20 protein-coding genes and 1 other RNA gene are annotated in these 21,780 nt (G+C 59.4%); 14 read left to right on the forward strand and 7 right to left on the reverse strand.

The genetic code is table 11. The annotated features are described in order from the left end of the window. Nucleotides 1-131: 131 nt before the first annotated feature. The 5 genes from HDE77_RS02435 (at nucleotide 132) to HDE77_RS02455 (ending at nucleotide 4,897) form a co-directional block, all read left to right on the forward strand. On the forward strand, nucleotides 132-743 hold the full coding sequence (locus HDE77_RS02435; protein ID WP_184415531.1) for an acyl-homoserine-lactone synthase: 612 nt from the start codon (nucleotides 132-134) through the stop codon (nucleotides 741-743). A gap of 57 nt (nucleotides 744-800) precedes the next feature. Continuing rightward, complete coding sequence (locus HDE77_RS02440; RefSeq protein WP_184415532.1) at nucleotides 801-2,006, forward strand: PAS domain S-box protein; 1,206 nt, start codon at nucleotides 801-803, stop codon at nucleotides 2,004-2,006. Nucleotides 2,007-2,132: 126 nt separating this feature from the next. Then, nucleotides 2,133-2,369, forward strand: a complete 237-nt coding sequence (locus HDE77_RS02445; RefSeq protein WP_184415533.1) for a hypothetical protein — start codon at nucleotides 2,133-2,135, stop codon at nucleotides 2,367-2,369. 386 nt (nucleotides 2,370-2,755) lie between these two features. Next, nucleotides 2,756-3,649: a creatininase family protein gene (locus HDE77_RS02450; RefSeq protein WP_343206043.1), complete on the forward strand. Its 894-nt coding sequence runs from the start codon at nucleotides 2,756-2,758 to the stop codon at nucleotides 3,647-3,649. A gap of 108 nt (nucleotides 3,650-3,757) precedes the next feature. Further along, nucleotides 3,758-4,897, forward strand: a complete 1,140-nt coding sequence (locus tag HDE77_RS02455) for a YncE family protein (protein WP_343206044.1) — start codon at nucleotides 3,758-3,760, stop codon at nucleotides 4,895-4,897. Nucleotides 4,898-4,963: 66 nt separating this feature from the next. Here the strand turns inward: HDE77_RS02455 and HDE77_RS02460 are convergent, their stop codons facing one another. Further along, on the reverse strand, nucleotides 4,964-5,827 hold the full coding sequence (locus tag HDE77_RS02460) for a hypothetical protein (protein WP_184415534.1): 864 nt from the start codon (nucleotides 5,825-5,827) through the stop codon (nucleotides 4,964-4,966). Nucleotides 5,828-5,928: 101 nt separating this feature from the next. Next, nucleotides 5,929-7,008 carry a hypothetical protein gene (locus HDE77_RS02465; protein ID WP_184415535.1) on the reverse strand — a complete coding sequence of 360 codons (1,080 nt, stop codon included), beginning with the start codon at nucleotides 7,006-7,008 and terminating at the stop codon, nucleotides 5,929-5,931. A 408-nt stretch (nucleotides 7,009-7,416) separates the two neighbouring features. Here HDE77_RS02465 and HDE77_RS02470 point away from each other — a divergent pair, with 408 nt between their 5' ends. From HDE77_RS02470 to HDE77_RS02480, 3 genes are all read left to right on the forward strand, one after another. Continuing rightward, nucleotides 7,417-7,932, forward strand: a complete 516-nt coding sequence (locus HDE77_RS02470) for a DinB family protein (protein ID WP_184415536.1) — start codon at nucleotides 7,417-7,419, stop codon at nucleotides 7,930-7,932. Between the two features lie 33 nt (nucleotides 7,933-7,965). Beyond that, nucleotides 7,966-8,412: an H-NS histone family protein gene (locus tag HDE77_RS02475; protein WP_184415537.1), complete on the forward strand. Its 447-nt coding sequence runs from the start codon at nucleotides 7,966-7,968 to the stop codon at nucleotides 8,410-8,412. Nucleotides 8,413-8,610: 198 nt separating this feature from the next. After that, the gene (locus HDE77_RS02480) at nucleotides 8,611-8,895 is read left to right on the forward strand and encodes a hypothetical protein (protein WP_184415538.1); all 285 of its coding nucleotides are present in this window, start codon (nucleotides 8,611-8,613) and stop codon (nucleotides 8,893-8,895) included. Between the two features lie 621 nt (nucleotides 8,896-9,516). On the opposite strand, the gene HDE77_RS02485 is transcribed toward HDE77_RS02480, so the two are convergent. Beyond that, entirely contained in the window at nucleotides 9,517-10,221 is a 705-nt protein-coding gene (locus HDE77_RS02485; RefSeq protein WP_184415539.1) for a hypothetical protein, read from the reverse strand. Nucleotides 10,222-10,590: 369 nt separating this feature from the next. On the opposite strand from HDE77_RS02485, the gene HDE77_RS02490 reads away from it, so the two are divergent. Both HDE77_RS02490 and HDE77_RS02495 read left to right on the forward strand, forming a co-directional pair. Then, the gene (locus HDE77_RS02490; protein WP_184415540.1) at nucleotides 10,591-10,842 is read left to right on the forward strand and encodes a hypothetical protein; all 252 of its coding nucleotides are present in this window, start codon (nucleotides 10,591-10,593) and stop codon (nucleotides 10,840-10,842) included. A 557-nt stretch (nucleotides 10,843-11,399) separates the two neighbouring features. Beyond that, a complete protein-coding gene (locus HDE77_RS02495; RefSeq protein WP_184415541.1) occupies nucleotides 11,400-12,053 on the forward strand; it encodes a response regulator in 654 nt (217 codons plus the stop codon). A gap of 279 nt (nucleotides 12,054-12,332) precedes the next feature. Here the strand turns inward: HDE77_RS02495 and HDE77_RS02500 are convergent, their stop codons facing one another. After that, nucleotides 12,333-15,869, reverse strand: coding sequence for an Rne/Rng family ribonuclease (locus HDE77_RS02500; RefSeq protein ID WP_184415542.1), 3,537 nt, complete (start codon nucleotides 15,867-15,869; stop codon nucleotides 12,333-12,335). A gap of 334 nt (nucleotides 15,870-16,203) precedes the next feature. On the opposite strand from HDE77_RS02500, the gene HDE77_RS02505 reads away from it, so the two are divergent. After that, nucleotides 16,204-17,202: an RluA family pseudouridine synthase gene (locus tag HDE77_RS02505; RefSeq protein WP_184415613.1), complete on the forward strand. Its 999-nt coding sequence runs from the start codon at nucleotides 16,204-16,206 to the stop codon at nucleotides 17,200-17,202. A gap of 9 nt (nucleotides 17,203-17,211) precedes the next feature. Here the strand turns inward: HDE77_RS02505 and HDE77_RS02510 are convergent, their stop codons facing one another. Further along, on the reverse strand, nucleotides 17,212-17,553 hold the full coding sequence (locus HDE77_RS02510; RefSeq protein WP_184415543.1) for a 4a-hydroxytetrahydrobiopterin dehydratase: 342 nt from the start codon (nucleotides 17,551-17,553) through the stop codon (nucleotides 17,212-17,214). A 164-nt stretch (nucleotides 17,554-17,717) separates the two neighbouring features. On the opposite strand from HDE77_RS02510, the gene HDE77_RS02515 reads away from it, so the two are divergent. Further along, nucleotides 17,718-18,326 carry an NfuA family Fe-S biogenesis protein gene (locus HDE77_RS02515; protein ID WP_184415544.1) on the forward strand — a complete coding sequence of 203 codons (609 nt, stop codon included), beginning with the start codon at nucleotides 17,718-17,720 and terminating at the stop codon, nucleotides 18,324-18,326. A gap of 78 nt (nucleotides 18,327-18,404) precedes the next feature. Here the strand turns inward: HDE77_RS02515 and HDE77_RS02520 are convergent, their stop codons facing one another. Together HDE77_RS02520 and HDE77_RS02525 are read right to left on the reverse strand one after the other, a co-directional pair. Beyond that, the gene (locus tag HDE77_RS02520; RefSeq protein ID WP_184415545.1) at nucleotides 18,405-18,755 is read right to left on the reverse strand and encodes a cytochrome c; all 351 of its coding nucleotides are present in this window, start codon (nucleotides 18,753-18,755) and stop codon (nucleotides 18,405-18,407) included. Nucleotides 18,756-18,773: 18 nt separating this feature from the next. Beyond that, nucleotides 18,774-19,097, reverse strand: a complete 324-nt coding sequence (locus HDE77_RS02525) for a cytochrome c (RefSeq protein WP_184415546.1) — start codon at nucleotides 19,095-19,097, stop codon at nucleotides 18,774-18,776. Between the two features lie 313 nt (nucleotides 19,098-19,410). Here HDE77_RS02525 and ssrA point away from each other — a divergent pair. Together ssrA and HDE77_RS02535 are read left to right on the forward strand one after the other, a co-directional pair. Next, nucleotides 19,411-19,765: a transfer-messenger RNA gene (ssrA, locus tag HDE77_RS02530) on the forward strand. Nucleotides 19,766-19,928: 163 nt separating this feature from the next. Then, nucleotides 19,929-21,149, forward strand: coding sequence for an integrase arm-type DNA-binding domain-containing protein (locus HDE77_RS02535; protein ID WP_184415547.1), 1,221 nt, complete (start codon nucleotides 19,929-19,931; stop codon nucleotides 21,147-21,149). Nucleotides 21,150-21,780 lie beyond the last annotated feature (631 nt).

Here is a 21,780-nt window from a genome sequence, read left to right on the forward strand (position 1 = left end):
GACTGAGCGTTGGCCGCCTCCGGTTTCCGCCGCGAAATTCGCGCTTGAAGCAACTGTAGGAAATTACAGTTATCGCCTCAGGAAAATTCTCCTCAAATGCCGTGGTCCCCAGGTTTGTGGAGTCACGGCACATGTTGACGGTTGTTTCAGGCATCAAAAGTCAATTGGCGCCCGGCCTTGAGCTGGAACTCGCTGCGTATAGGTACGAAGTATTCATACAGACGTTGCACTGGCAATTGCCGGTGGAGAACGGCTTGGAACGTGACCAGTTTGATCGGCCGGATACGTTGTATGTGATTGCAAGAGACGTGCGCCAAGTGGTATGCGGCTGTGCGCGTTTGTTGCCAACCACCCAGGCGTACCTGCTTGACGAGGTCTTTCCGGGTCTCATGAATGGCGCGCCGGCGCCGCATGCCTCCGACGTCTGGGAGCTGTCGCGGTTCTCGACGAAAGCCACTGGCGAAACGCCTGCCATATCCCGCGAGGAAGCCAGGCGACGTTTCTGCGTCTTGTTCGCTGCCGTGGCCGAGGCGGCGATCGGGCAGGGCGCCACCCGGTTGATCACCTTCACTGCCATGGGGGTCGAGAGAATCCTCAGAAGCATCGGCATGCATGCGCATCGCGTTGGGCCGCCTCAGCTGATTGATGGGGAACCCGTGCTGGCCCTGTGGATCGAGCTGGACGATCAGACTCGTCAGGCCCTGCACCTCCCGTTGACCGAATCAAGCGCACTGTCGCATTGACCCAACTCACGGATGTCGAGGCGCAGCCCCGCCATCCATCCCATTGTTCAGGCCTGCATGACTGACAAGAACACTTCAGGTTCCTTCCCCTTTCTGGCGGAGGGCTCCAAAACCAGCGAGCTGATTCGAGCTTTCGACTGGGGGAAAACCTCCCTCGGGCAGCTCAGCCATTGGCCGGACTGTTTGCGCGTCGTTACATCGGTGATCCTGCGTTCCGATGTGCCCATGACCATCCAGTGGGGAGCCGAGGGCACGTTGCTGTACAACGATGCCTACTGCGAAATCGCGGGTTCTCGTCATCCGGGTTTGCTCGGGCGCACCGTACGCGATAGCTGGTCGGAAGTGGCTGGCTTCAGAGCACAGGCGCTGAACCACGTGCTTGATGGAAACACCGTCAATTTCCACGACCAGCACATGGTCCTGCTACGCGATGGGCAGCCCGAGGACATCTGGCTCGATATCAATTACAGCCCGGTCGTCGATGAGTCCGGGACGCCCCGGGGGGCATTGGCTGTGGTGAAGAACACCACACAGCGATTTCAAGCCGATCAACGCCTGTGCTTCGCCCAGGAAGCCGGCGGCGTGGGCACCTTCGAGTGGTTTCCCGACTCCGGTCGTTTCGAGGTTTCAGAACAATATCGACGCGTATGGGGATTGGCCGCCGACGTCGTAGTCACCGAAGAGCTCTTGGCTGGCCTTATACATCAGGATGACCGACGCTCGCTTTTGGGACCTGAACGCCGCGGTCTGTCCAATCCGATCTCCTATTCGGAGTTCAGGCGTGTCGACCCAGTTACGGGCGAAGTTCGGTGGCTCGCGCGCCGAGGCGAGGCGATCTCTCCGGGTGGAGACGCTCGGCGTTATGTCGGTGTCGTCATGGATATTACCGAGCGGAAAACGTTTGAGGAGGCCTTGGCGATGGGCGAGGTCCGCAGGCGCCATCAGGTTGAACAGCTGGATATCAAAGAGATTCGACATCGCAATGTTCGCCTGCTTCTGGAGACCGTCGGGCGCGACGGAACCCGCGATGGCAAGCGCTTTGGAAGCTTGACCGTGCTGGCCGAGCTGCTGGGCAAGTCAGCTTCACAGGTCAGCCGTTTCGCCGCCGAAAAACCCAAGACACACATCGGAGATCGGATCGCTCGCGAGATCGAAGAGGTTTTCGGGAAGGAGCGTGGCTGGATGGATCACGTGCAATGGGGCTCCAACGTAGGGGGTGCCGAGCATGACCAGCATTCCGACCGCCGTAAGGGGTCAGATTAATTCGCTGAGTCGACGACCTATCGAGCTCGCGGAGTACGCGCAGGTCGATCGCCATGTGCTTCTTTTTCACAATCAATTACGCAAGCCAAGTCCGGATTTCCAATCCCCATCGCAAGGAATCGCTCCATGGAAAAAATCTACGCAGTGCAGGTCTTCCACGAGGTGTATGACGGGATTCGGGCCGATGAGCCGTTGCTGTATGACAGTGAAAGCGTGGCGCGCAAACAGGGCGAGACGCTGGCTCCGAACCGACACGGCGTGCTGGTTTACCAGGGGGTCATCGGGGTTGATCGACGCGACCACTCGGAACCGACGATTCTTGCCAAATATGGCCATGTGCCAAACATGCGTAGTCGAGGATGAAGTAGGACTGCGTCGGTAACCAACGGGAGTCAGGCGGCAGTTATGCCTCTTCATCGAGCGCTGTTGGCTTGACTTTCTACCGCGCTACCGAACAAAGCCCCGCACAACAGCGGGGTTTTGTTCGTCTGGAGGCTTCAAGCCTGTCCAGGCAGCTTGGACTTTGGTGTATGTTTTTGTGTATGTTCACGCGTCTTCTTCTACGAGCAGGCCATGTTCCGCCTCGCAAAACTCCTGATTGAGCAGCTCATCGGCATAGACCGGATGGCCCGCAGGTTCTGTAGCCTGGCGGGCGATAGCGGCATGTACTCCACAACGAGCGCAGTAAGATCTTCGGCACAGCGGAGCAGCTTCACGCTGGTCCCGATGCAAAGTGTCCGGTTTTCGAAGTGCCCCAGGTCGGCCAGATAAAAAATGTCAGTACGTACAGCGCGCTTCACCGCTTGCGACAAGGGAGTACCGTCGTGATGCGCCGTCCTTGGCAGCAAGCTTTCGCTTCAGTCATTCTGCTCATTGCCACGCAGATGTCTTTCGCGCAAACACCCCGAACCGTGCTCCTGGAGGACCTGACCTGGACCGAGGTGCGCGATCAGGTTCAAGCGGGCAAGACCACCATCATCATTCCTATCGGCGGCACCGAGCAAAGCGGACCTGACGTGGCGCTGGGCAAGCACAACGCACGCGTGGCGTGGCTGTCGCAGAAAATTGCCGAGGGGCTGGGCAATGCGCTCGTCGCCCCGGTGATTGCCTATGTGCCGGAGGGAAGCTACGCGCCGCCGACGTCTCACATGCGCTTTCCGGGAACCATTACTGTTCCGGACACGGTGTTTGAGCAGATGCTGGAATCCGCGGCCAATAGTTTTGCGGTTCACGGTTTCCGGAACATCGTGTTTCTGGGCGACCATGGCGGCTATCAGAATGATCTGAAGCGGGTGGTTGCCCAACTCAACAAGACGTGGTCCGGCTCACGTACGCGGGCCTTCGTGCCGCCGGAATACTACGACTCCCTTTCAGACGGCTACGCCCAGATCCTGCGCCAGCACGGCTTTCGCGATAGCGAGATCGGTACGCATGCCGGACTCGCCGATACCTCATTGCAACTCGCGGTCGCACCGCAAATGGTTCGAGTGGATCGGCTGCAAAACGGCCCGAAACTTGGCGCTGCGGATGGGGTCTACGATGGGGATCCACGTCGCTCGACCGCGCAACTTGGCCGGTTGGGCATTGATGCTATCGTTTCAAGAACGATCGATGCCCTGAAGAAGGACACGGCAGCGCGCTGAGCCGCCGGCGGCCAGTGACTCGACCTACAATAGCTACTCTGTTCGATAAGGAGATTCATCATTATTCCGCGTTCTGTTACTTCAGGTTTTCGCCGTTCGTTGCGGTTCGTGTCGCATGCGGCGGTCGTCTCGGCAGGCTTGTGTGCTGCAGCCAGTGTCGCCGCTGCGCAGGCCATTGTTCCCGTTGCGGGCATGCTTCCGGTGGTCAATCCCGGCAATCTCTACAGCGAAACCAGTGCCAGCCATTTGAGCCCGGCAGTCGCCGCTGCATTGCCGCGGATCTATGTTCCCAATCTGCGCTCGAACGACGTCTATGTGATCGATCCGGCGACGTACAAGGTAGTTGACAAGTTTCCCGTCGGCCGCAGCCCGCAGCATGTTGTCCCTGCATGGGACCTGCAGACACTGTGGGTAACCAACAATGCTGAAGGCCGGACTGACGGCAGCCTGACCCCGATCGATCCCAAGACCGGCAAGCCGGGCCCGGCCATCAAGGTCGATGATCCGTACAACATGTACTTCACGCCGGATGGTAAAAACGCGATCGTGGTCGTGGAAGCGCATGCGCGACTGGACCTTCGCGATCCGCACACGATGGCGCTGAAATGGAGCCTTCCCGTTCCCGGATGCAAGGGCATCAATCACGCCGATTTTTCGATTGACGGCAGCTTCGCCATTTTCACCTGCGAATTCGAAGGAAAGTTGGCCAAGATCGATTTCGTCAACCGCAAGGTGCTCGGTTACCTCCCGCTCGGCAAGAAGGGCATGCCGCAGGACATTCGTATTTCGCCCGATGGCAAGGTGTTCTATGTCGCCGACATGATGGCGGACGGCGTTTACGTGATCGACGGCAAGAGTTTCACCCAGATCGGATTTATCCCGACCGGTGTCGGTACCCATGGGATGTATCCAAGCCGCGATGGCACGAAACTCTATATCGCAAACCGTGGCTCAAACCTCATTCACGGGCCGCGTCACGGAAAAGGCAGTGTGTCCGTGCTGGACTTCGCCACCCGCAAGATCATCGCTAATTGGCCGATCCCGGGCGGCGGCAGTCCGGACATGGGAAATGTCAGTGCCGATGGCAAGACTTTGTGGCTGTCGGGACGGTTTGATGACGTCGTCTATGCGTTCAACACGACGACCGGCGCAGTCAAATCGATCAAGGTAGGTGCAGAGCCTCACGGACTGGCCGTCTGGCCGCAGCCCGGACGTTATTCGCTGGGTCACACCGGAGACATGCGCTGAGGGGTAATCAGCGCATCGCGGAGGTGGCGTCGGTTCCAAACTGGTGTCACCGTATGGCGGAGTGATTCAGGATTTACCTGGGTTCGGGTTTTCTTCGGCGGGTTTTGTTCCAACCCCACGAAGATCCGCCACCTTGCCGAGCAACCCGAACCAGAACGGTGCGCCGAACAGTGCGGCAGTCGCCGTGACCACCCACCCCGGCACCGCCCACAGAACGGCCGACTGCAATAGCTGAGTCTGCAGCGACGACAGGCGGTGCCATCCGATCGGTAGTTGGTCCAGCGAGGACAACGCCCCCTGCACCGTTGTTGGCGCGACGACGACGGTGGCAGGGACGTGGCCGTTGACCGTGAGTACCCACAGCGTGGCCATGATCTGATGGGCGTCGACATTGAAGCCCACGGCAATAGCCAGGGCGAACACGAACGTCCAGAACTGCGACTTGCGCTTGTACGCACCGGAGATCCTGTCCATGGCGGAGTCGAACCATCCGGCGATGGCTGCCTCAAATCGGTTGACGTCTCCGGCAGCGCGGTCGTACATGCCGAGCAGGCACGTCCTCAGCTGCACGTCGGTGATGGCGGCGATAACGGGACGCAATGCGGTGAACGTGACCTGTCCTTTTTGCAGTGAATCGACCAGCGCCTGGGCGAAATTTGCCGGTTCGATATAGGAGGGCGCGTACTTCGACGGTATCTCGGCGAGCGTCGTAGCCTTGCCGTCGCTACGTGGATTCACCAGGGCGTGGTTGTATATATCAAGCACCAGGCTTTGCCCATTGAGCAGATCCGTGACACCAGTGAACAATGTCTTCGCGCGCCAACGCAACATCGAAGCAAAGGCCTCCTGCACGCTACTGGCAATCAGGGCAATGGAGCCGAAACAGACGATCATGCCCATGGCGACTTCGAGAACGGTGCTTCCGAACATACTGCCTCCAAAGTGTGGGCCTGCAGATGAATCACATCATGTTTTGCAGCAGCCCGTGGATGCGTCTAGATGAGTCAGCCTCGTCGCGACCTCGATGCAGATCATTGCCATGGATTTGCGGGAAAATTTGATCCTTGCAACAGTTGAGGCTGTGCTGACGGACTCTGGATGCAGTCTACGCAGGCTTTGTCCAGGGCATAACATGCAATGTTTTTCGCAACGGTGGAGGACAGCATCGCGGCATAGCAGACAGCATGGTGATTGCCGCCGATGCTGTCCCCGATCGTTGCACTCGCCATGATCTCGTTCTGAGCTATAGACGATCCATTCACTCTGATAGTCACAGTTTCCGCCAGTGGAACGTATAACGGCGGTGGTGGCACCGCGGGAACCAGGTCGCGTTCGTAAGCGACGGATACGCAGTTCACCCCTGTGCCGGTGAAATGCTCAGCGTAAATTTTGTCACCAGGATGCGGCGTGGCCAACAAATAGGCGTTGACCTGTGCGAAGCCGGAATTCTTGGCCAGGTCGTAGGATAAGTAAGCGGCAACAGCGGCGCCAAGGCTATGGCCCACAACGGTCACGGAAGCATCCCCCACCGTTCGCTGCTTTAGTGTCTGCAGGGAGCCGATTTTCTGGGTGATGCCCGTTGCCGCTGCCGGCGGTGAGACTGTTGCGGCGGCGCCTAGAGTCATTGCTTCATATATCCCATAGAAGCCGGCAGGCACAAAGCCGCCATCCGGATGTGCTTTTGCGTTGCCACCCTTTTTTATCAGCTGGGTGGTAAGTGCAAGTGTCATTCCGTGCAGGACATCCGGTGTAGCGACCACGTTCTGCGCCCATTCGGGTCCGCTCTCCGTTCCACGGATGGTAATGAGATATTGGTCGGGTTCCTGCTGGTGTCGAAATAGGGCGCCGAAGTAGGTGGTGTCATTCAAGCCAAGCAGCCAATGTTCAATATCGCCGACCACGTCGGCAGCCACCGTCGTGCGCAGCCAATCGACGAAGCCCCAATCCGGAGCAAATCGGATATCGCCCCTGGGGTCAGAGCTATCGTGCACATACAGGTCTTCCGCGTACATCGCGAATTGTGCGTACCAAGCCAACGCATCACGAGCCTGGTTGACCGCTGCATCGTCAGAAAAATGGCTGAAGACCGGAATCGGAGTTGGTATGGCCATGACACCCCCTCATGATGATCGAATAAAGCAGCGTTCCCCGGAAAGCAGTTGCACGCATTCACGCCATCAAGCGATGGCTCACCCAGCAGACCCCTCAACATGCTGTGCGTCGTTCGGGCTGACTCGCGCCCAGAAAAGGCGTAGGTCGAGACCGCGTGTGGGCATCCTGCGCGAGATTCCGTTAAACACAGGTAACTTCAATTCAGTGCCCGGGTGCCGCTGAATGCTGATCCGGGCTGTCCTTCATGGCACCATTGGCTGGTTTCTGACATTTCCCGAAATTGCAGGAAGTTGACGATATCTGTGTAGAATGCGTCGAAAGAACCTGCGAGATGCCGGCGTATTGAGCGCTGACGACATACGCAAGATAGAGCCCCCTAATCACTGCAAGCTTTTAAACGACAATCAATGTCCGGTATTGACCATCTGCAGATGCTCACCCGCTACAAGGCATGGGCCAATGATCTGCTCTTTCAGACACTCTCGGAACACCCTGAAAGCGAGTTGATTGCGGAGCGTCAAATTGTCTTCGGAAATATCCTGCGCACTCTGAACCATGTGTACGTCATGGATCTCGTATGGAAGGCTCATCTTGAAAGCAACTCCCATGAATTCACCACGCGGAATCCAGAAGCCAGTCCGCCGTTTGGGGAGTTGCGCGACGCGCAAAAAAGTATCGATGCCTGGTACGTTCGCTATGCAGAGAGCTTGAATGAGGCAGCCTGTAAGGAGGTACTGAATTTCACCTTCATCGGCGGAGGGGCCGGCTCGATGAGTCGTAGCGACATCCTGCTTCACGTCGTCAATCATGCAACATATCACCGCGGTCACATTGCCGGCATGATCTATCAGATCCCGGCCCATCCACCGACGACTGATCTTCCCGTGTTCTTACGCGACCGTGCTTGCGCTCGGTTGCCCTAGAATGACCACTGCCCCAACTAATGAGAACTGCTCATGGCTCTTAATCTCGAAGCACTGTCACCGAAAGACCTTCAGGCCCTCATCGCAGATGCGCAATCGCAGATGCATACAGCACGCGCCAACCAGATCCAGGAAGTGCGCAGAAAAATCGATGCGCTGCTTCACAACAACGGTGTGGACCTCGCGGATGTTTACCCGACCCGTGGCAGCAAGACTGGCAAGAAGGCCGCCGTGGCGCCCAAGTATCAGAATCCCGCGAACCACGCGCAAACCTGGTCGGGCCGTGGAAAGCGACCGTTCTGGTTTGTCGAAGCTCTCAAGCGCCGCGGTGTCACCGCCGACAGCCTTCTGATTGCCGCTGCACCCAAGGCGGCAGCACCCGCCAAGGTAGCCGCGAAGAAGGCAACGAAGAAGGTAGTCAAGAAAGCGGCCAAGAAAACGACCGGAAAGGCCGCTACCAAGAAGATTGCCAAGCGCTAATCGCTCCGCAATAACACAACCCGTTTGATCGAAGCCCCGCAGGGATCATCCTGCGGGGCTTTTTATTGGGACTGTCGGCTCATGATTCTTGCATCGTCGGCCACGGTCGGGGCATGGCCAAGGGCAATGGCTGGACGCGATTGGCGAGTCAGTCCACCATGCCAGAAACCCATGCACGATTCAGGCAAAGAGGCACCCATGAAATACATTGTCATTGCGAGTGGAATGCTGTTGCTGGCCGCCTGCTCCAGTTTCACGTCAGTAACGCCGGCGGGGAACGGCACTTATATCGTTGGATCGAAGCAACCCATCGACAAGGCCGACTGGGTAGATGCCAAATCATCGGCTTTGACGCGCGCGATAGATTTTTGCAACAAGCAGAAGAAGGAGATGGAAGAGCTAGGCGCGCAGATCGCTGGAGTGCCTGCTTCGACTAAGCCGCAGCGAGTCGAAGTGACGTTCAAATGCGTGACGCACCCTTGAGACCTCGTGAATAACTGGCAGCTGACTCGATCGCCTCATGACGACTCCAATGTCACAGTGAATTGACGCACGCGGGCAAATGATCGTTCACGGCCCCCATGGTTATGAGGTGAAGTCATGAACTGTTTCAAATGTCTTGCTATGGCTGCTGTGGTTGGAACTTGCTTGGCGGTGACCGCTCCCAAGGCGCAGGCTCAGGTTGTCGTTGGCATCGGAGCTGCTCCCATATGCCCTTATGGCTACTATGACTACGCTCCGTACTCCTGTGCTCCCTACGGCTATTACGGGCCGGAATGGTTCACGGAGGGTGTCTTCATTGGTGCTGGCCCATGGTTTCGCGGCCATGCCGAGTTTCGCGGTCATGTGGACAACCACTACGACGTTCAACACGGTTATAGAGGCCCGATGCCAAACCGTGGCGATAGGTCTGAGCCGACAAAACGCCCTGGCATGACTGCCAACTTCAAAGGGAACGAAGTGCGTGATGGTCGCGGGCATAGCGGCGAAAGCGGTCATTGAGCAGCAGATAGCTGCTTCTGAGGCTTTCGATAAGTCCGTCCTTGCCACGACCAGCCGGCAAGGACGGAGCAGCGGAGCACTGGCTCAATGTCGCGGCCTACCTCACATCGGTGGCACAGTTCCATTGATGCCAACGGCGACGAGTTTGGCAGTTGCCGGGTTGCCAGGCAGCGCAGCCACAAAGACGTGCGCGCCCTTGACGATGTCACTCCTGACGGCTGGCTGGAAGGTCACTACCGGCGCATCAGCCGGTACGTCGATTGTCTTTTCGCCCTTTCCATAATCGATCACGAGCATGCGGTCACCGTTGCCAGTCGCAGTTTTTACGGTGCCGTTTGTCATTGCGGATGGCATCGACTCTCCGGATTTCATTTTCTTGACGGTACCATTCGTCATCGCCGAGCCCATCACATCGCCATTGGTCATCGCCGATGCGCTGGCGCCTTTGGCGGGGAGATCCCACGCATAGTCGCCCAGCCCCGATCCCTTCATCGCTGGCGGAAACACCACTACCTCGAGTGCGCGGGAGGTGCTGCCACTGGGCACGTTGGCCGAGCCGATGAATGAGCCGGGCTTGATCTGGTCGATGCTACTGGGTACCACGCCGGTGATGCGCGTGTCGGCCGCGAGAACGATGGTCTTGCTGCCGGCATCGGTCTGCACGGTGAACCCGGTGGCCGTCACCTCGGTGACGGTTCCGCGCACGTGCATTGGCTGATCGGCAGCCATTGCGGAAACGGCGGTCACCGAGGTCGCGACAAGCAGGCTGGCGAGCAGCAATTTTCGATTGAGGTAACGAGTTTTCATGACTGTGCCTTTCGGTTGGGCTGGGAAACGAATCAGGCTGTACCGCTGATCTTTCGCCGCCGGACAGCTGAGCGTTACATGCTCAGTGACTGACGCAAGCTGCGGATCAGTCGGGCCGCTGGACCATCATCTGGCAGGGGTACCACTACCGGCTGAGTTGGGCCGCCAAATCCCTTTGCAATACAGGCTTTGAGGGGCTGATCGACATGACGAGGAGACTCGCGGCTCACGCAACAGAGACAACCGCGGGGCTCAGGCGAGTCTAGCCGAGCTTTTGCCACGATGCTTAACAGCGTCATCGCGAAACCTGCACGTCAGTGGTTGCATGATTGCGGAGGGTGAACACAGGATTGCCAGCCAGGAAGGGCTATGGAAATACTCTACGTAGTGCAAAGCTTTCGCGAAGTGGACGGAGACGTTCTGGCTGAAAAGCCGGTACTTCATGGACTGGAAGAATTTGCCCGCAGGCGCGGTGAGCAACTCGCCACGCAGTGCGAAGGCGTACTGGTGTACGCGCAGGGCGCGGACACCAATCGCGAAGAGTATTCGGATCCGGTTATCCTGGCGAAGTACGGCCGTGTCCCGAACCCGCAAGAGCAAAGCCTGCGCTACTTTAGGTAAGGCGCGTCAGGTCCCTATCCGTCGCCGCGCGATCAAGTCCTGTGCTCAGTCAGTATTGGCGGCCGGCGTGGACGATCGCCGAGTCGGCGGTTTGCGGTGCCCCCCATTTCTCTCATTTGCCTAGAGAGCATTGAAAGCGTCGCACTGGCGCGTAGGTATATACAAACCCGCCGGTCGGCGGGTTTTTTTCTATGGGAACAGTCCGCCGCTGCCCAGCTGGCAATAAAAGTGGGCGTCACCGCAATTCCCTCACAACGCATGTAGATAGCGGCTTACATATTGGACATGTTTGCGATGTCACATTGCGCTCAGATGATGCAGGTCCCATCGAGCAGCTAGCGGTTCCATAGCTAAGCGATCCTATTGTGAGGCGAGGTCATGGTGGTCATTTCGCTCAAGCCATCGACTGTCGCCCATGGGCGACGCGATGAAGATTCGTCGATCGTTGTATGGCGTGGTATTCAACCACGTCCTGTTCCACGTCGAAGGGTCGAACTGCTTGCAATAGGACGATCTACAGCCTAATTTCATGGAAGCCCAACCAGGGAGGGCGTTAAGTGATCAATGTTGTTTTGGTGGACGATCACGAGCTGGTACGTACCGGCTTCAGGATGATTTTGCAGCAACAGTCGGATATCAATATCAGTGGCGAGGCGGGCAGTGCGGAAGAAGGCTTGCGCTTGATTCGCGCGCTGGCACCAAACATCGCGCTGGTCGATGTGCACATGCCGGGTATGAGCGGTATCGAGCTTACCGAGCGCGTTTGCCGCGCAAAACTTTCCACGCATATCGTCATCGTGACGGTAGTCGATGACGCACGCTTTCCCAAGCGCCTGCTCGATGCCGGCGCGCTGGGCTATCTGACCAAGGGTTGCAGCGCCGAAGAACTGGTATCCGCCGTGCGCCAGGTGGCCGGCGGGCGGCGCTATCTGGCGCCGGCGGTAGCGCAGCAGCTTGCCTTGGCAACTTTGGATGGCAACACGTCGCCTTTCGACGTGCTCTCCAGTCGTGAACTGGAGGTAGCCATGATGCTGGTACGCGGCAAGCCGTTGACGATCATCGGTGAGCAGCTCAATTTGAGTCCGAAAACCGTGTCGACCTACAAGCAGCGCCTGATGGAAAAACTGCACGTGGACCACGTTCTCAGCCTGGCTCACCTGATGACAGTGCACGGTTTACTCGACACGTCCAACCATCAGATTGGCGGCTGACTACTTAGACTTGGCAGGAGCGCAGGTGGATCGGTGTGTTGCCTCGTCGTCCTTGCGGCTTTCAGCAGCCGTATGGATGGTCAAGCGGGAGCTTTTCAATGACAAAGCTGGTTATGGCGGCAGTAGACTACAGACTCCTGACTCCAGAAAGGCCGGGAAACTGGGCTCCTGCCTGACCAGCCATATGGCTGCTGAAGGCCGTAGGAATGACGAGCAGGGTCATAAAAAAAACCGGACTTGCGTCCGGTTTTTTTATCGCCTGAAACAGTGCAGCAACGACTAGGGGTGTGAGTCGTCCTTGCGCTCGTGCGCTGACTCGTGAGTCGGCTCGGTTGTCGCGGGCTTGTTTTCGTGGCCCTGTGTTACCGGCTTTGCCGAGTAGGTTGGTTGTGCCAACAAGTCGCCTTGTTTGGGTAACGGTGCAACCGAGTTAGGCGCGGCAGACTGTCCGGACATGTGGGTTGCGGCTATCGGCGGCGCAGCCACAACCGGGTTGCCGGGCTGGCTGACCGGCGCTGCTGCCGGGACCACCCGAGCTATCGGGGCAGGTGCTACCGGAGTTGCTGAAACTGCCGAAGCCGCCGGAGCCGCCGGAGCCGCTGCCGGGGTAACCGGAGCTGCTGAAAACGCTGGAACTACCGTCGGAGCCGCCGGGGCTACTGGAGCCGATGAAATTGCCGGAGCCACTGGGGCTACCGGAGCTACCGGAGCCGATGAAACTGTCGGAGCTACGGCTGGAGCCATCGGAGCTGTTGAAACCGCCGGAGCTACCCGAGCCGAAGGAACGGCAACCGGGGCTACCGGGGTCACTGAAACTGCCGGTGCGGCCGCCGGGGCCACTGGAGCTGCGGGTGCGGCCGGAGTTGCTGGCACCGTCGGTTGAGCCTGGCTCACCGGCCGGATCTGGGGCGCCTGCGCGACGTCCGGAGCAGGGCGGCTGACCGTTGCCGCCATGGGTGCCGCAGTTGTCGCATGGGCCACCGGCGCAGAACCGGCGACCACCTTGTCGGCAGCACTATCGACGCTGGTAACGGCCGGTGCGACCGGTGGCTTGATGGCCGAGGCCGGTGCGGGCGAAACCACGGGCGCGACCTTTGTCGGCTCGTTCACGTCGCTGACGGTGGCTGCTGATTTTGCCTGATCGGGGATCGGCGGCAGGGTCGGCAGGCTGAAAGTCGTGACAGCTGGCGGAGCGGGATTGACGGTAATGGGAGCTGCCGGAGCGCTGCTCGGCTTAGGCTGGCTATCAGTCGGGCTGGCGGCCACGGCATCGACGGCCTTTTCCGTGGCAAGCGGAGTCGCTGGCTTGCGCACTTCGGCTTCGGGCGAGGGGCTGCTGCTGTCCCGGGCGCTGTTGTCAGCCGGCCTGGCGACATTCACTGCCGTTGATGCTGCGCCTGAAGGCTGGGCATCACGCGCCGGTTCACTGCGGACTACCGGCTTCGCTGCTTCGGGATTGCCAGCGGCATCGTCACGATCCTCGTCATCGAGTGCCTGTGCCTGCACGGTGTCGAGGTTCGTGCCGTTCGGGGCGGCATCGTCATGACGGCGCCGGCGGCGACCGCCGCGACGACCGCGGCGGCGGCGCGATTGGCTGCCATCGGCATCAAGCGTGCTATCGGCGGTCTCGGGCGCCGTCGATTCAACCGGCGCTGCAAGCAGTTCGGCTTCTTTCGCAGCATCACTCAGCGGCGCTGCAACAGGGCGCTCGTTATTGGCTGCGCGCGGCTGCGACTGCGGACGCTCGCCCTTCGGCTGCTGCTGCGGGTTGGGCTTGCGTTCTGCCCGTGCCGGATTGTTTTCGACCACTGCCGGCTTGGGTTGGCGGTCTGCTTTGGCCGTCTGGGTTTGTGCCTGCTGTGGCTGACGCGGCTGCGCCTCGTTGCGCTGACGGGCATTTCTGGGCTGCTGCTGAGCACCCGACTTCGGCGAATTCTGCGGCATCGGTTCGCGTCGCGGCTGGCGTGCCGACGACGTGTTCTGTGCATTGTTGCCGCGGTTTGCGCGGTCGTCGCGGCGATTGCCGCGCATGCCTTCGTTACCATCGGCGCGCGGCGCGGGGGCCGGCGCCGGCGTAGCGGCCTCAGCGCTGCGGAACCAGCCCAATAGGCGCGAGATAAGACCGCCGGAAGGCGCGGCGACAGGCGCAGCTGGCTGACGACGGGCGACAGGCTGCGGCGCGGCAACCGGTGCAACGACTTCTTCGCGCAGCGGAGCAGGGCTGGATGGCACGATGCCGCTAACGGCGGGCTGTTCGCCACTGCCCAGGGCCTGGCCCATCTTGGGCAGATCGGCCGTTTCCACCGTGGTCAGCCTTTCGTAGCTGGGCTTGCTGTGCTCGCCCATGTCGGCTTCGCGGATGCGCTGGATTTCAATATGCGGCGTTTCCAGCTTTTCGTCGGCGACGATCATCACGTGCACCTTGTGGCGCAGTTCGATCTCCACCACGCTGGCGCGCTTTTCGTTGAGCAGGAAATTGACGACGCTCGAGGGCGCCTGCACCAGCACCTGGCCGGTGTTTTCCTTCATGGCATGTTCTTCGATCAGGCGCAGGGTCGACAGCGACAGCGATTCCACACCACGGATGTGGCCATGGCCTTCGCAGCGCGGGCAGACGATCTGGGTCGCTTCGCCAAGGCTCGGGCGCAGGCGCTGGCGCGACATCTCGAGCAGGCCGAAGCGCGAGATGCGACCGATCTGCACGCGGGCGCGGTCGAGCTTCAAGGCGTCCTTGAGGCGGTCCTCCACTTCACGCTGGTGCTTGGGGCTGTCCATGTCGATGAAATCGATCACGATCAGGCCGCCGGCATCGCGAATGCGCAGCTGGCGTGCGATTTCCACCGCCGCTTCGCAATTGGTGTTGAACGCGGTCTCCTCGATGTCGCTGCCCTTGGTGGCCTTGGAGGAGTTGATGTCGACCGCGGTCAGCGCTTCGGTCTGATCGATCACGATCGAGCCGCCGGACGGCAGGCGCACCTGACGATCAAACGCGTTCTCGATCTGCGTTTCGATCTGGTAGCGCGTGAACAGCGGGGTGTCGTCCTTGTACAGCTTGAGCTTGCGCAGGGCGTTCGGCATGACCTGCTGCATGAAATCGCGCGCATCGTTATAGAGCGATTCCTCGTCAACCAGGATCTCGCCGATATCGCTGCGCAGGTAGTCGCGCAAGGCGCGGATAAACAGTTTGGATTCCTGGTAGATCAGGAACGGGGCTTTCTGCGACGTGGCCGCGGCGGAAATCGATTTCCACAACTGGAGCAGGTAATCGAGATCCCATTGCAGCTCTTCGGCATCGCGGCCAAGGCCGGCGGTGCGCACGATCAGGCCGACATCGTCGGGGACCGTGACGTGATCCAGCGCTTCTTTCAGGGCCTGCCGATCCTCACCCTCGATCCGCCGCGAGACGCCGCCGGCTTTCGGGTTGTTCGGCATCAGCACCATGTAGCGGCCGGCCAGGCTGATGAACGTGGTCAGGGCAGCGCCCTTGTTGCCGCGCTCCTCCTTTTCGACCTGCACCACAACTTCCTGACCTTCCCGCAGCAGCTCGCGGATGGTGGACTTGTGGGGATCCAGACCCGGTGTGAAGTAATCCCGGGAGATTTCCTTCAGCGGCAGGAAGCCGTGGCGTTCGGCGCCGTATTCGACGAAGCAGGCTTCCAGTGAAGCCTCGACTCGGGTGATACGACCCTTGTAAATATTGGACTTTTTCTGTTCCCGCGATGGGATTTCGATGTCCAGGTCGTACAGATTCTGTCCATCGACAATAGCCACACGCAACTCTTCACGCTGAGTCGCGTTGATCAACATACGTTTCATGGTGGTAATCCTCAGCTTGGCCGCGCGTCGCGTGCCGCGGTGGCGCCGGTATGGCGGCCTGCCGGGGATCGCGCCGCTGCGGTTAAGCGGCAAAAATGACGGCACCGTTACCGGTGTCGGGATGATTCGGTCTGCTGCGCCCGCCGCCCCGATACCTCAATGGCATCGGACAAACAGCAGCCCAAACCGTTACGATGAAAGGGAGCCGCAACCGGCTACCAAGGCAACCGGCGCAATCCTCGCCGACGTTACGGGCGGGTATTCGACCCGATCCAGACATCGATGGGCAGAAAGTAGCGCCCACCGAGTATCCTATTTCAACAGGTTTTTTTCAATGCAGACGGTAACTTCCCCCGACGCACCTCACGGTGTACGTCAAGTCGAGATCGGCCCCGAACGAGACGGCCAGCGTATCGACAATGCACTGGTGACCATGCTCAAAGGGGTACCCAAGAGCATGATTTACCGGCTGCTACGCACCGGCCAGGTGCGCGTTAACGGCAAGCGGGCCAAGCCGGATACGCGTCTCACGGCCGGTGATATGCTGCGGATTCCGCCAGTTCGGGTCGCTGAACGGCCCGAAGGGAAGGGCCCGCCCACTGGTCAGGTGACCCAGGTGGCCGAGGCGATCATCTTCGAGGACAAGCACTTTCTGGTCATCGACAAGCCTTCAGGCGTGGCCAGTCATGGCGGTAGCGGGGTCAGTCACGGCGCGATCGAACTGCTGCGTGCGGCGCGGCCGCAGGAGCACCTCGAACTGGTGCATCGGCTCGATCGGGACACCAGCGGCGTCCTGGTGTTTGCCAAGACACGGGCTGCGCTGGTCGGTTTGCAGGCGGAAATCCGCGCCGGCACGGTGACCAAACAGTACCTGTGCCTGATGGTTGGGCATCCGTCCAAAGCCAAATTCGATGTAAACGCCCCGCTGATGAAATCGATCTTGCAGGGTGGCGAGCGCATGGTCAGGGTGACCGACAGCGGCAAGCCGTCGCTCACTTTCTTCCGCGAAATGGAACAATACCCCGGCGCCCGCCTGATGCAGGCGACCCTGGGCACCGGTCGCACCCATCAGATTCGCGTGCACGCGCAGCACATTGGACATCCGCTTGCCGGCGATCCGAAATACGGCGACAAGGATATGAACCGGCGTTTCAAGGAAATGGGTCTCAACCGGCTGTTTTTGCACGCCTCGCACATGAGTTTCGAGGTGGATGGGCGTGCGTACTCATTCTCCGCGCCGATGCCGGATGACTTGAAGGATTTCCTGGATGTGCTTTCCGTCAAAGGAAAACGGCTGAAGTACCTGCTGGAAAAATCCCGCACCGACTTCTAAGTCACACTTTCAACGCGCGAGCAGGCCTTCGACGCGTGCGGCGCAGATAAAGTCGTTCAACGACAGGCCACCCACGTCGTGGGTGGACCACAGCAGCTGGCAATGTCCGTAACCGGCTTCGATATCCGGATGATGATCCTCGTGGTTGGCCATGAAGCCGACCGCGTTGATGAAGCCCAGCGTGTGGTGGAAGTCGGCGAATTTGAAATCCTTGACGATGGCCTTGCCGTCGCCGTTCAGCTTCCAGCCCGGCACTTGGCTCAGGAGCGTCGTTATCTGCGCGCTGTCCAAGGCGTGCTGACTGCCTTTGCGCGGCTGGCAATGCTGGCTAGCGAGGTCGATCGTGTTCATGGGATTTCCGTGGGCTGAAAGCTTAAAGAGCGAAGCGTCGAAGTTGCGTGCGCAAAAGTCAAAGCGGCGGCCGATCTGCGCACTCGACTTGAAACTGGACTAAAATGGTGCTGTTTCGCCTGGGACGTACGCAGGCGGCAGCATAGGTGAGATTGGAGCCAGGCATGATCGATATTTCCGAACGCGCGCAGCAACATTTTCTGCGGCTACTTTCACAACAGGGCATCGACGGCCTGAGCATCCGGTTGCGCGTGACCGCGCCCGGTACGCCAGCGGCAAGCTGCGAGCTGGAGTTCTGCGAGCCCGCTGATCTGGCCGGTGGCGAGTGGACGATCGAATGTGCGGGCTTCCTGTTTCACATCGACGGCGACAGTGCCAGCTGGCTGGACAGCGCCACCATCGATTTCGAGCCCAATGCCACCGGTGGCCAGCTCAACATTCGTGCTCCGAAGATCAAGGGCGACGTGCCGGGTGCGGAAGCGGGCATGATCGAGCGCGTGCGCTATGTGCTGGAGGCCGAGATCAATCCTCAGCTGGCTTCGCATGGCGGGCGCGTAACCCTGCTGGAGATCGACGCCGAAGGCGTGGTGCTGCTGCAATTTGGTGGCGGCTGCCATGGCTGCGGCATGGTCGACGTGACACTCAAGCAGGGCGTGGAGAAAACCTTGCGTGAGCGCGTACCTGAAATCACCGCGGTACGTGATGCGACCGATCATGCCGGCGGTGAAAAGCCCTATTACAGCAAGGCCGAGGGCAAGTCCGCGATCGCCTGAACCATCACGCGTCTGCTAAAAAACAAAGGCCCGCCAGAGCGGGCCTTATGCTTTGTGCATCTAGGCGTACGGACTTGCTCAGTCGCCCTGGATATGACCTTGCAGGGTATCCAGTTTGGTCGGCAGGCTCGAGAAATAAGCGGCAATGTCCTCGATATCCTGGTCGGACAGGGTAGCGTCCATGCCCTTCATGATCGCGTTGTTGCGCTGGCCGTCCTTGTACTCATGCAAGACCTGCACGAGGTAGGCGTTGTACTGGCCGGCCAGGCGCGGGTACTGCGGGTCGACCGAATTGCCATCGGCACCGTGGCAGGCGAAGCAGGTAGCAGCCTTCTGCTTGCCGTTCTCGATGTTGCCACTGGCCAGCACTTGGGCGGAAGCGAACGCCAGCATGGCGCCGAATGAAATCAGGGTAAGCGCACGTTTCATGCGGAGAATCCTTGGCAACTACTTGGCGAGGCTGGAAAGATAGGCGGCGATGTTCTGAATGTCCTTGTCGGACAGACTCTGCGCCTGCGCACCCATGGTCGGATGCGTGCGGTCCCCACTCTGGTAACCATGCAACGCATTGATGATGTATTGCTCGTTCTGTCCGGCAATTTTCGGCACCGGGTATTGCGGATAGGCGTTGGTATAGCCGGGCACACCATGGCAACCAGCACACGTATAGACGAGTGTGCGGCCGGCAGCCTTGTCACCTTCAGCGTGAGCGCTGGCAGCGGCGAAGAGGGCAGTGGCCGCGGCCAAGCCAAGCAATTGCAGTCGAGTCATCGAGATCTTTCCCACGAGTGCGGCGGGTACAGGGTGATATTAGTCGCCAAGTATAGACGTTGCGTCGGGGCGTGAACAACACTCGAGACCTGATCTTTCTCACCTCAACGCCGCGTGGGGGCGGGTCGAGCAGCGCGCGCTCCGCGTGCGCTGTTTTTAGAAGCTGGATCAAAGCAGGACAGCGGGAGAACAAACTCGAAGTCCGTTGCCGATGCCGCCAAGGCTGGTCGGAGGGAACAGCGTCCTATTCACGGGCTCGCATTGCTGATCGACCCTCACGCCCATATACTGAAGGAGTCACTCGAGTTTCCCCGGGGGTGTTCTGGCTTCGACGGGGGTAGTGAGATGACTTGGTGCATGCCGAGGGGGCAGCTTTCCTCGTAAATCCAGCAGCAAATTTATAGTTGCCAACGACGACAACTACGCTCTCGCCGCTTAAGGCGTAAGCCCCGAACCCACTTGTGCTCGTGCTTGTCGGTGTAGGGTCATTATCACGAGATCGCCGAAGACTGCCGCCTGTCGGTTCTAGGTCAAATCAAGCAGGCTGGTTCCGCGGTGCGCTTTGCCCATCGTGCTTGTCGCGGAACGAGATCGAACGTTGAGCTAAGCATGTAGATCTAGGCATTGAACGCTTTCGGACGCGGGTTCGACTCCCGCCACCTCCACCAATTAGTTCTCCAAAGCAGTCCAACGAAGGCCGGTAACCCTAGCAATAGCAACGGTTCCGGCCTTTTTTGTGCCCGATACTGTCCAATCCCATCCATTGCAATCCGGGGGTAACAGGGGGTAACTTCGGGGGTAACAGGCTTATTGCCGAAGGGTGTTACCCCCATGCCGCTGTCAGACACCGCCATCCGCAACGCCAAGCCCACCGACAAGCCGCAGAAGCTCGCGGACGGTGGTGGCCTGTATCTGTTGTTGAATCCGAACGGCTCCCGTTGGTGGCGTTTGAAGTACCGCGCTGGGGGTAAGGAAAAGCTGCTGTCACTGGGCACTTACCCCGACACCGGCTTGAAGGATGCCCGAGATAAGCGCGACGCAGCGCGCAAACTGCTGGCTGCTGGCGTCGATCCGGGCGAACAGCGCAAGGCCACAAAGGCTGCCGGTGAGGAACGCGCTGCGAACAGCTTTGAAGTGGTGGCGCGTGAGTGGCACACCAAGCAATCGGCAACTTGGGTGGAGTTGCACTCCAGCCGGATCATGTTGCGGATGGAGAATGATGTTTTCCCGTGGCTTGGCAACAGACCGATTGCCGATATCACCGCTAAAGAACTGCTGGCGACCGTCAACCGTATTGTTGACCGTGGCGCCGTCGAGTCCGCACACCGCGTGCTGCAAAACTGCGGACAGGTGTTGCGCTACGCCATTGCCACCGGTCGCGCTGAGCGCAATCCGGCTGCCGACCTGCGCGGCGCACTGCCTCCGGTCAAACAAACCCACCTTGCCGCCATCATCGAACCGGACGCTATCGGCGGCCTGCTGCGTGCGATGGATGCCTATATCGGTTCGTTGGTAACGAAATGCGCGTTGCGGCTGGCCCCGCTGGTGTTCGTGCGACCGGGCGAACTGCGGCAAGCCGAGTGGGCAGAGTTCGATCTGGATGGCGCGCAATGGAATCTCCCCGCCGAGAAAATGAAGATGCGCGATCCGCATCTAGTCCCGCTGGCACCGCAAGCCGTGGCGATCCTGCGCGAGGTGCACGCACTGACCGGGCGCGGACGCTATGTGTTCCCTAGCGCACGCAGCCCGCAGCGACCGATGAGCAACAATGCAGTTTTGTCGGCATTGCGTCGCATGGGCTACGCCACCGACGAAATGAGCGGTCATGGCTTTCGGGCAATGGCGCGCACGGTACTGGACGAAGTGCTGCATTTTCGCCCTGACTACATCGAGCATCAGCTAGCCCATGCAGTGAAAGATCCCAACGGACGTGCATACAACCGCACAGCTCATCTTGCAGAGCGCCGCAAGATGATGGCGGCATGGGCGGACTATCTGGACGCGTTGAAAGCCGGCGGCAACATCGTGCCGATGAAACGCAGGGCACACTGATCGACAACCGTTGAACGCCGCGCCTAGGACGGCCATCCGAAAACCGGGCACCTTCCCTGGCTGGCGCGGCACTATTGAAGGGCGCAGAGGTGTGCGCGTGAAAACGTCAAAAAGACCTGAGAACTGGCTCCGTACATTTGGCTTGCCTTTCGACGTACAAGAGGCCGTTAGAGCCTTGTGCTCTCATGGCGTGGACTTCAACGAGTTGATGAATTTAGTCAGTCCGAAACGTAGAGGCCGACCTAAGAAAAGACGTAACGCGTTGGCAAAGCCTACGTCGCAACGAGGCGCACCCACTTTGATCCCGCTAAATATGCAAGTGATCGAAGAAGTAGTTGAGGGATACAAAATGGCAGGCTTGGCGACTTCCGATAAGGGAGCCATTGAAGCATTGCTCTCAGAAATTCGAGCGTTACGGGGTGAGACAGAAAGAGCGTACGCGGCAAGGCAGCCGACGCGTGGGTTACGGCCTCTTACTCACAAACGGTTCGTTGATTCCATCATGGAAAGACTTTCTCGATACCGCGCAAGTGAGCGATTGCGTAAATCAGAATAATAGCGCTGATTTTTTATAGTTTTTGCGCAACCACAAAAGCGGTCTGATCCCTGTACTTCACTGGACAGGAAAAAG

Origin of the sequence: Rhodanobacter sp. MP7CTX1, from assembly GCF_014205795.1 — a bacterium.
Taxonomy (GTDB): Bacteria; Pseudomonadota; Gammaproteobacteria; order Xanthomonadales; family Rhodanobacteraceae; genus Rhodanobacter.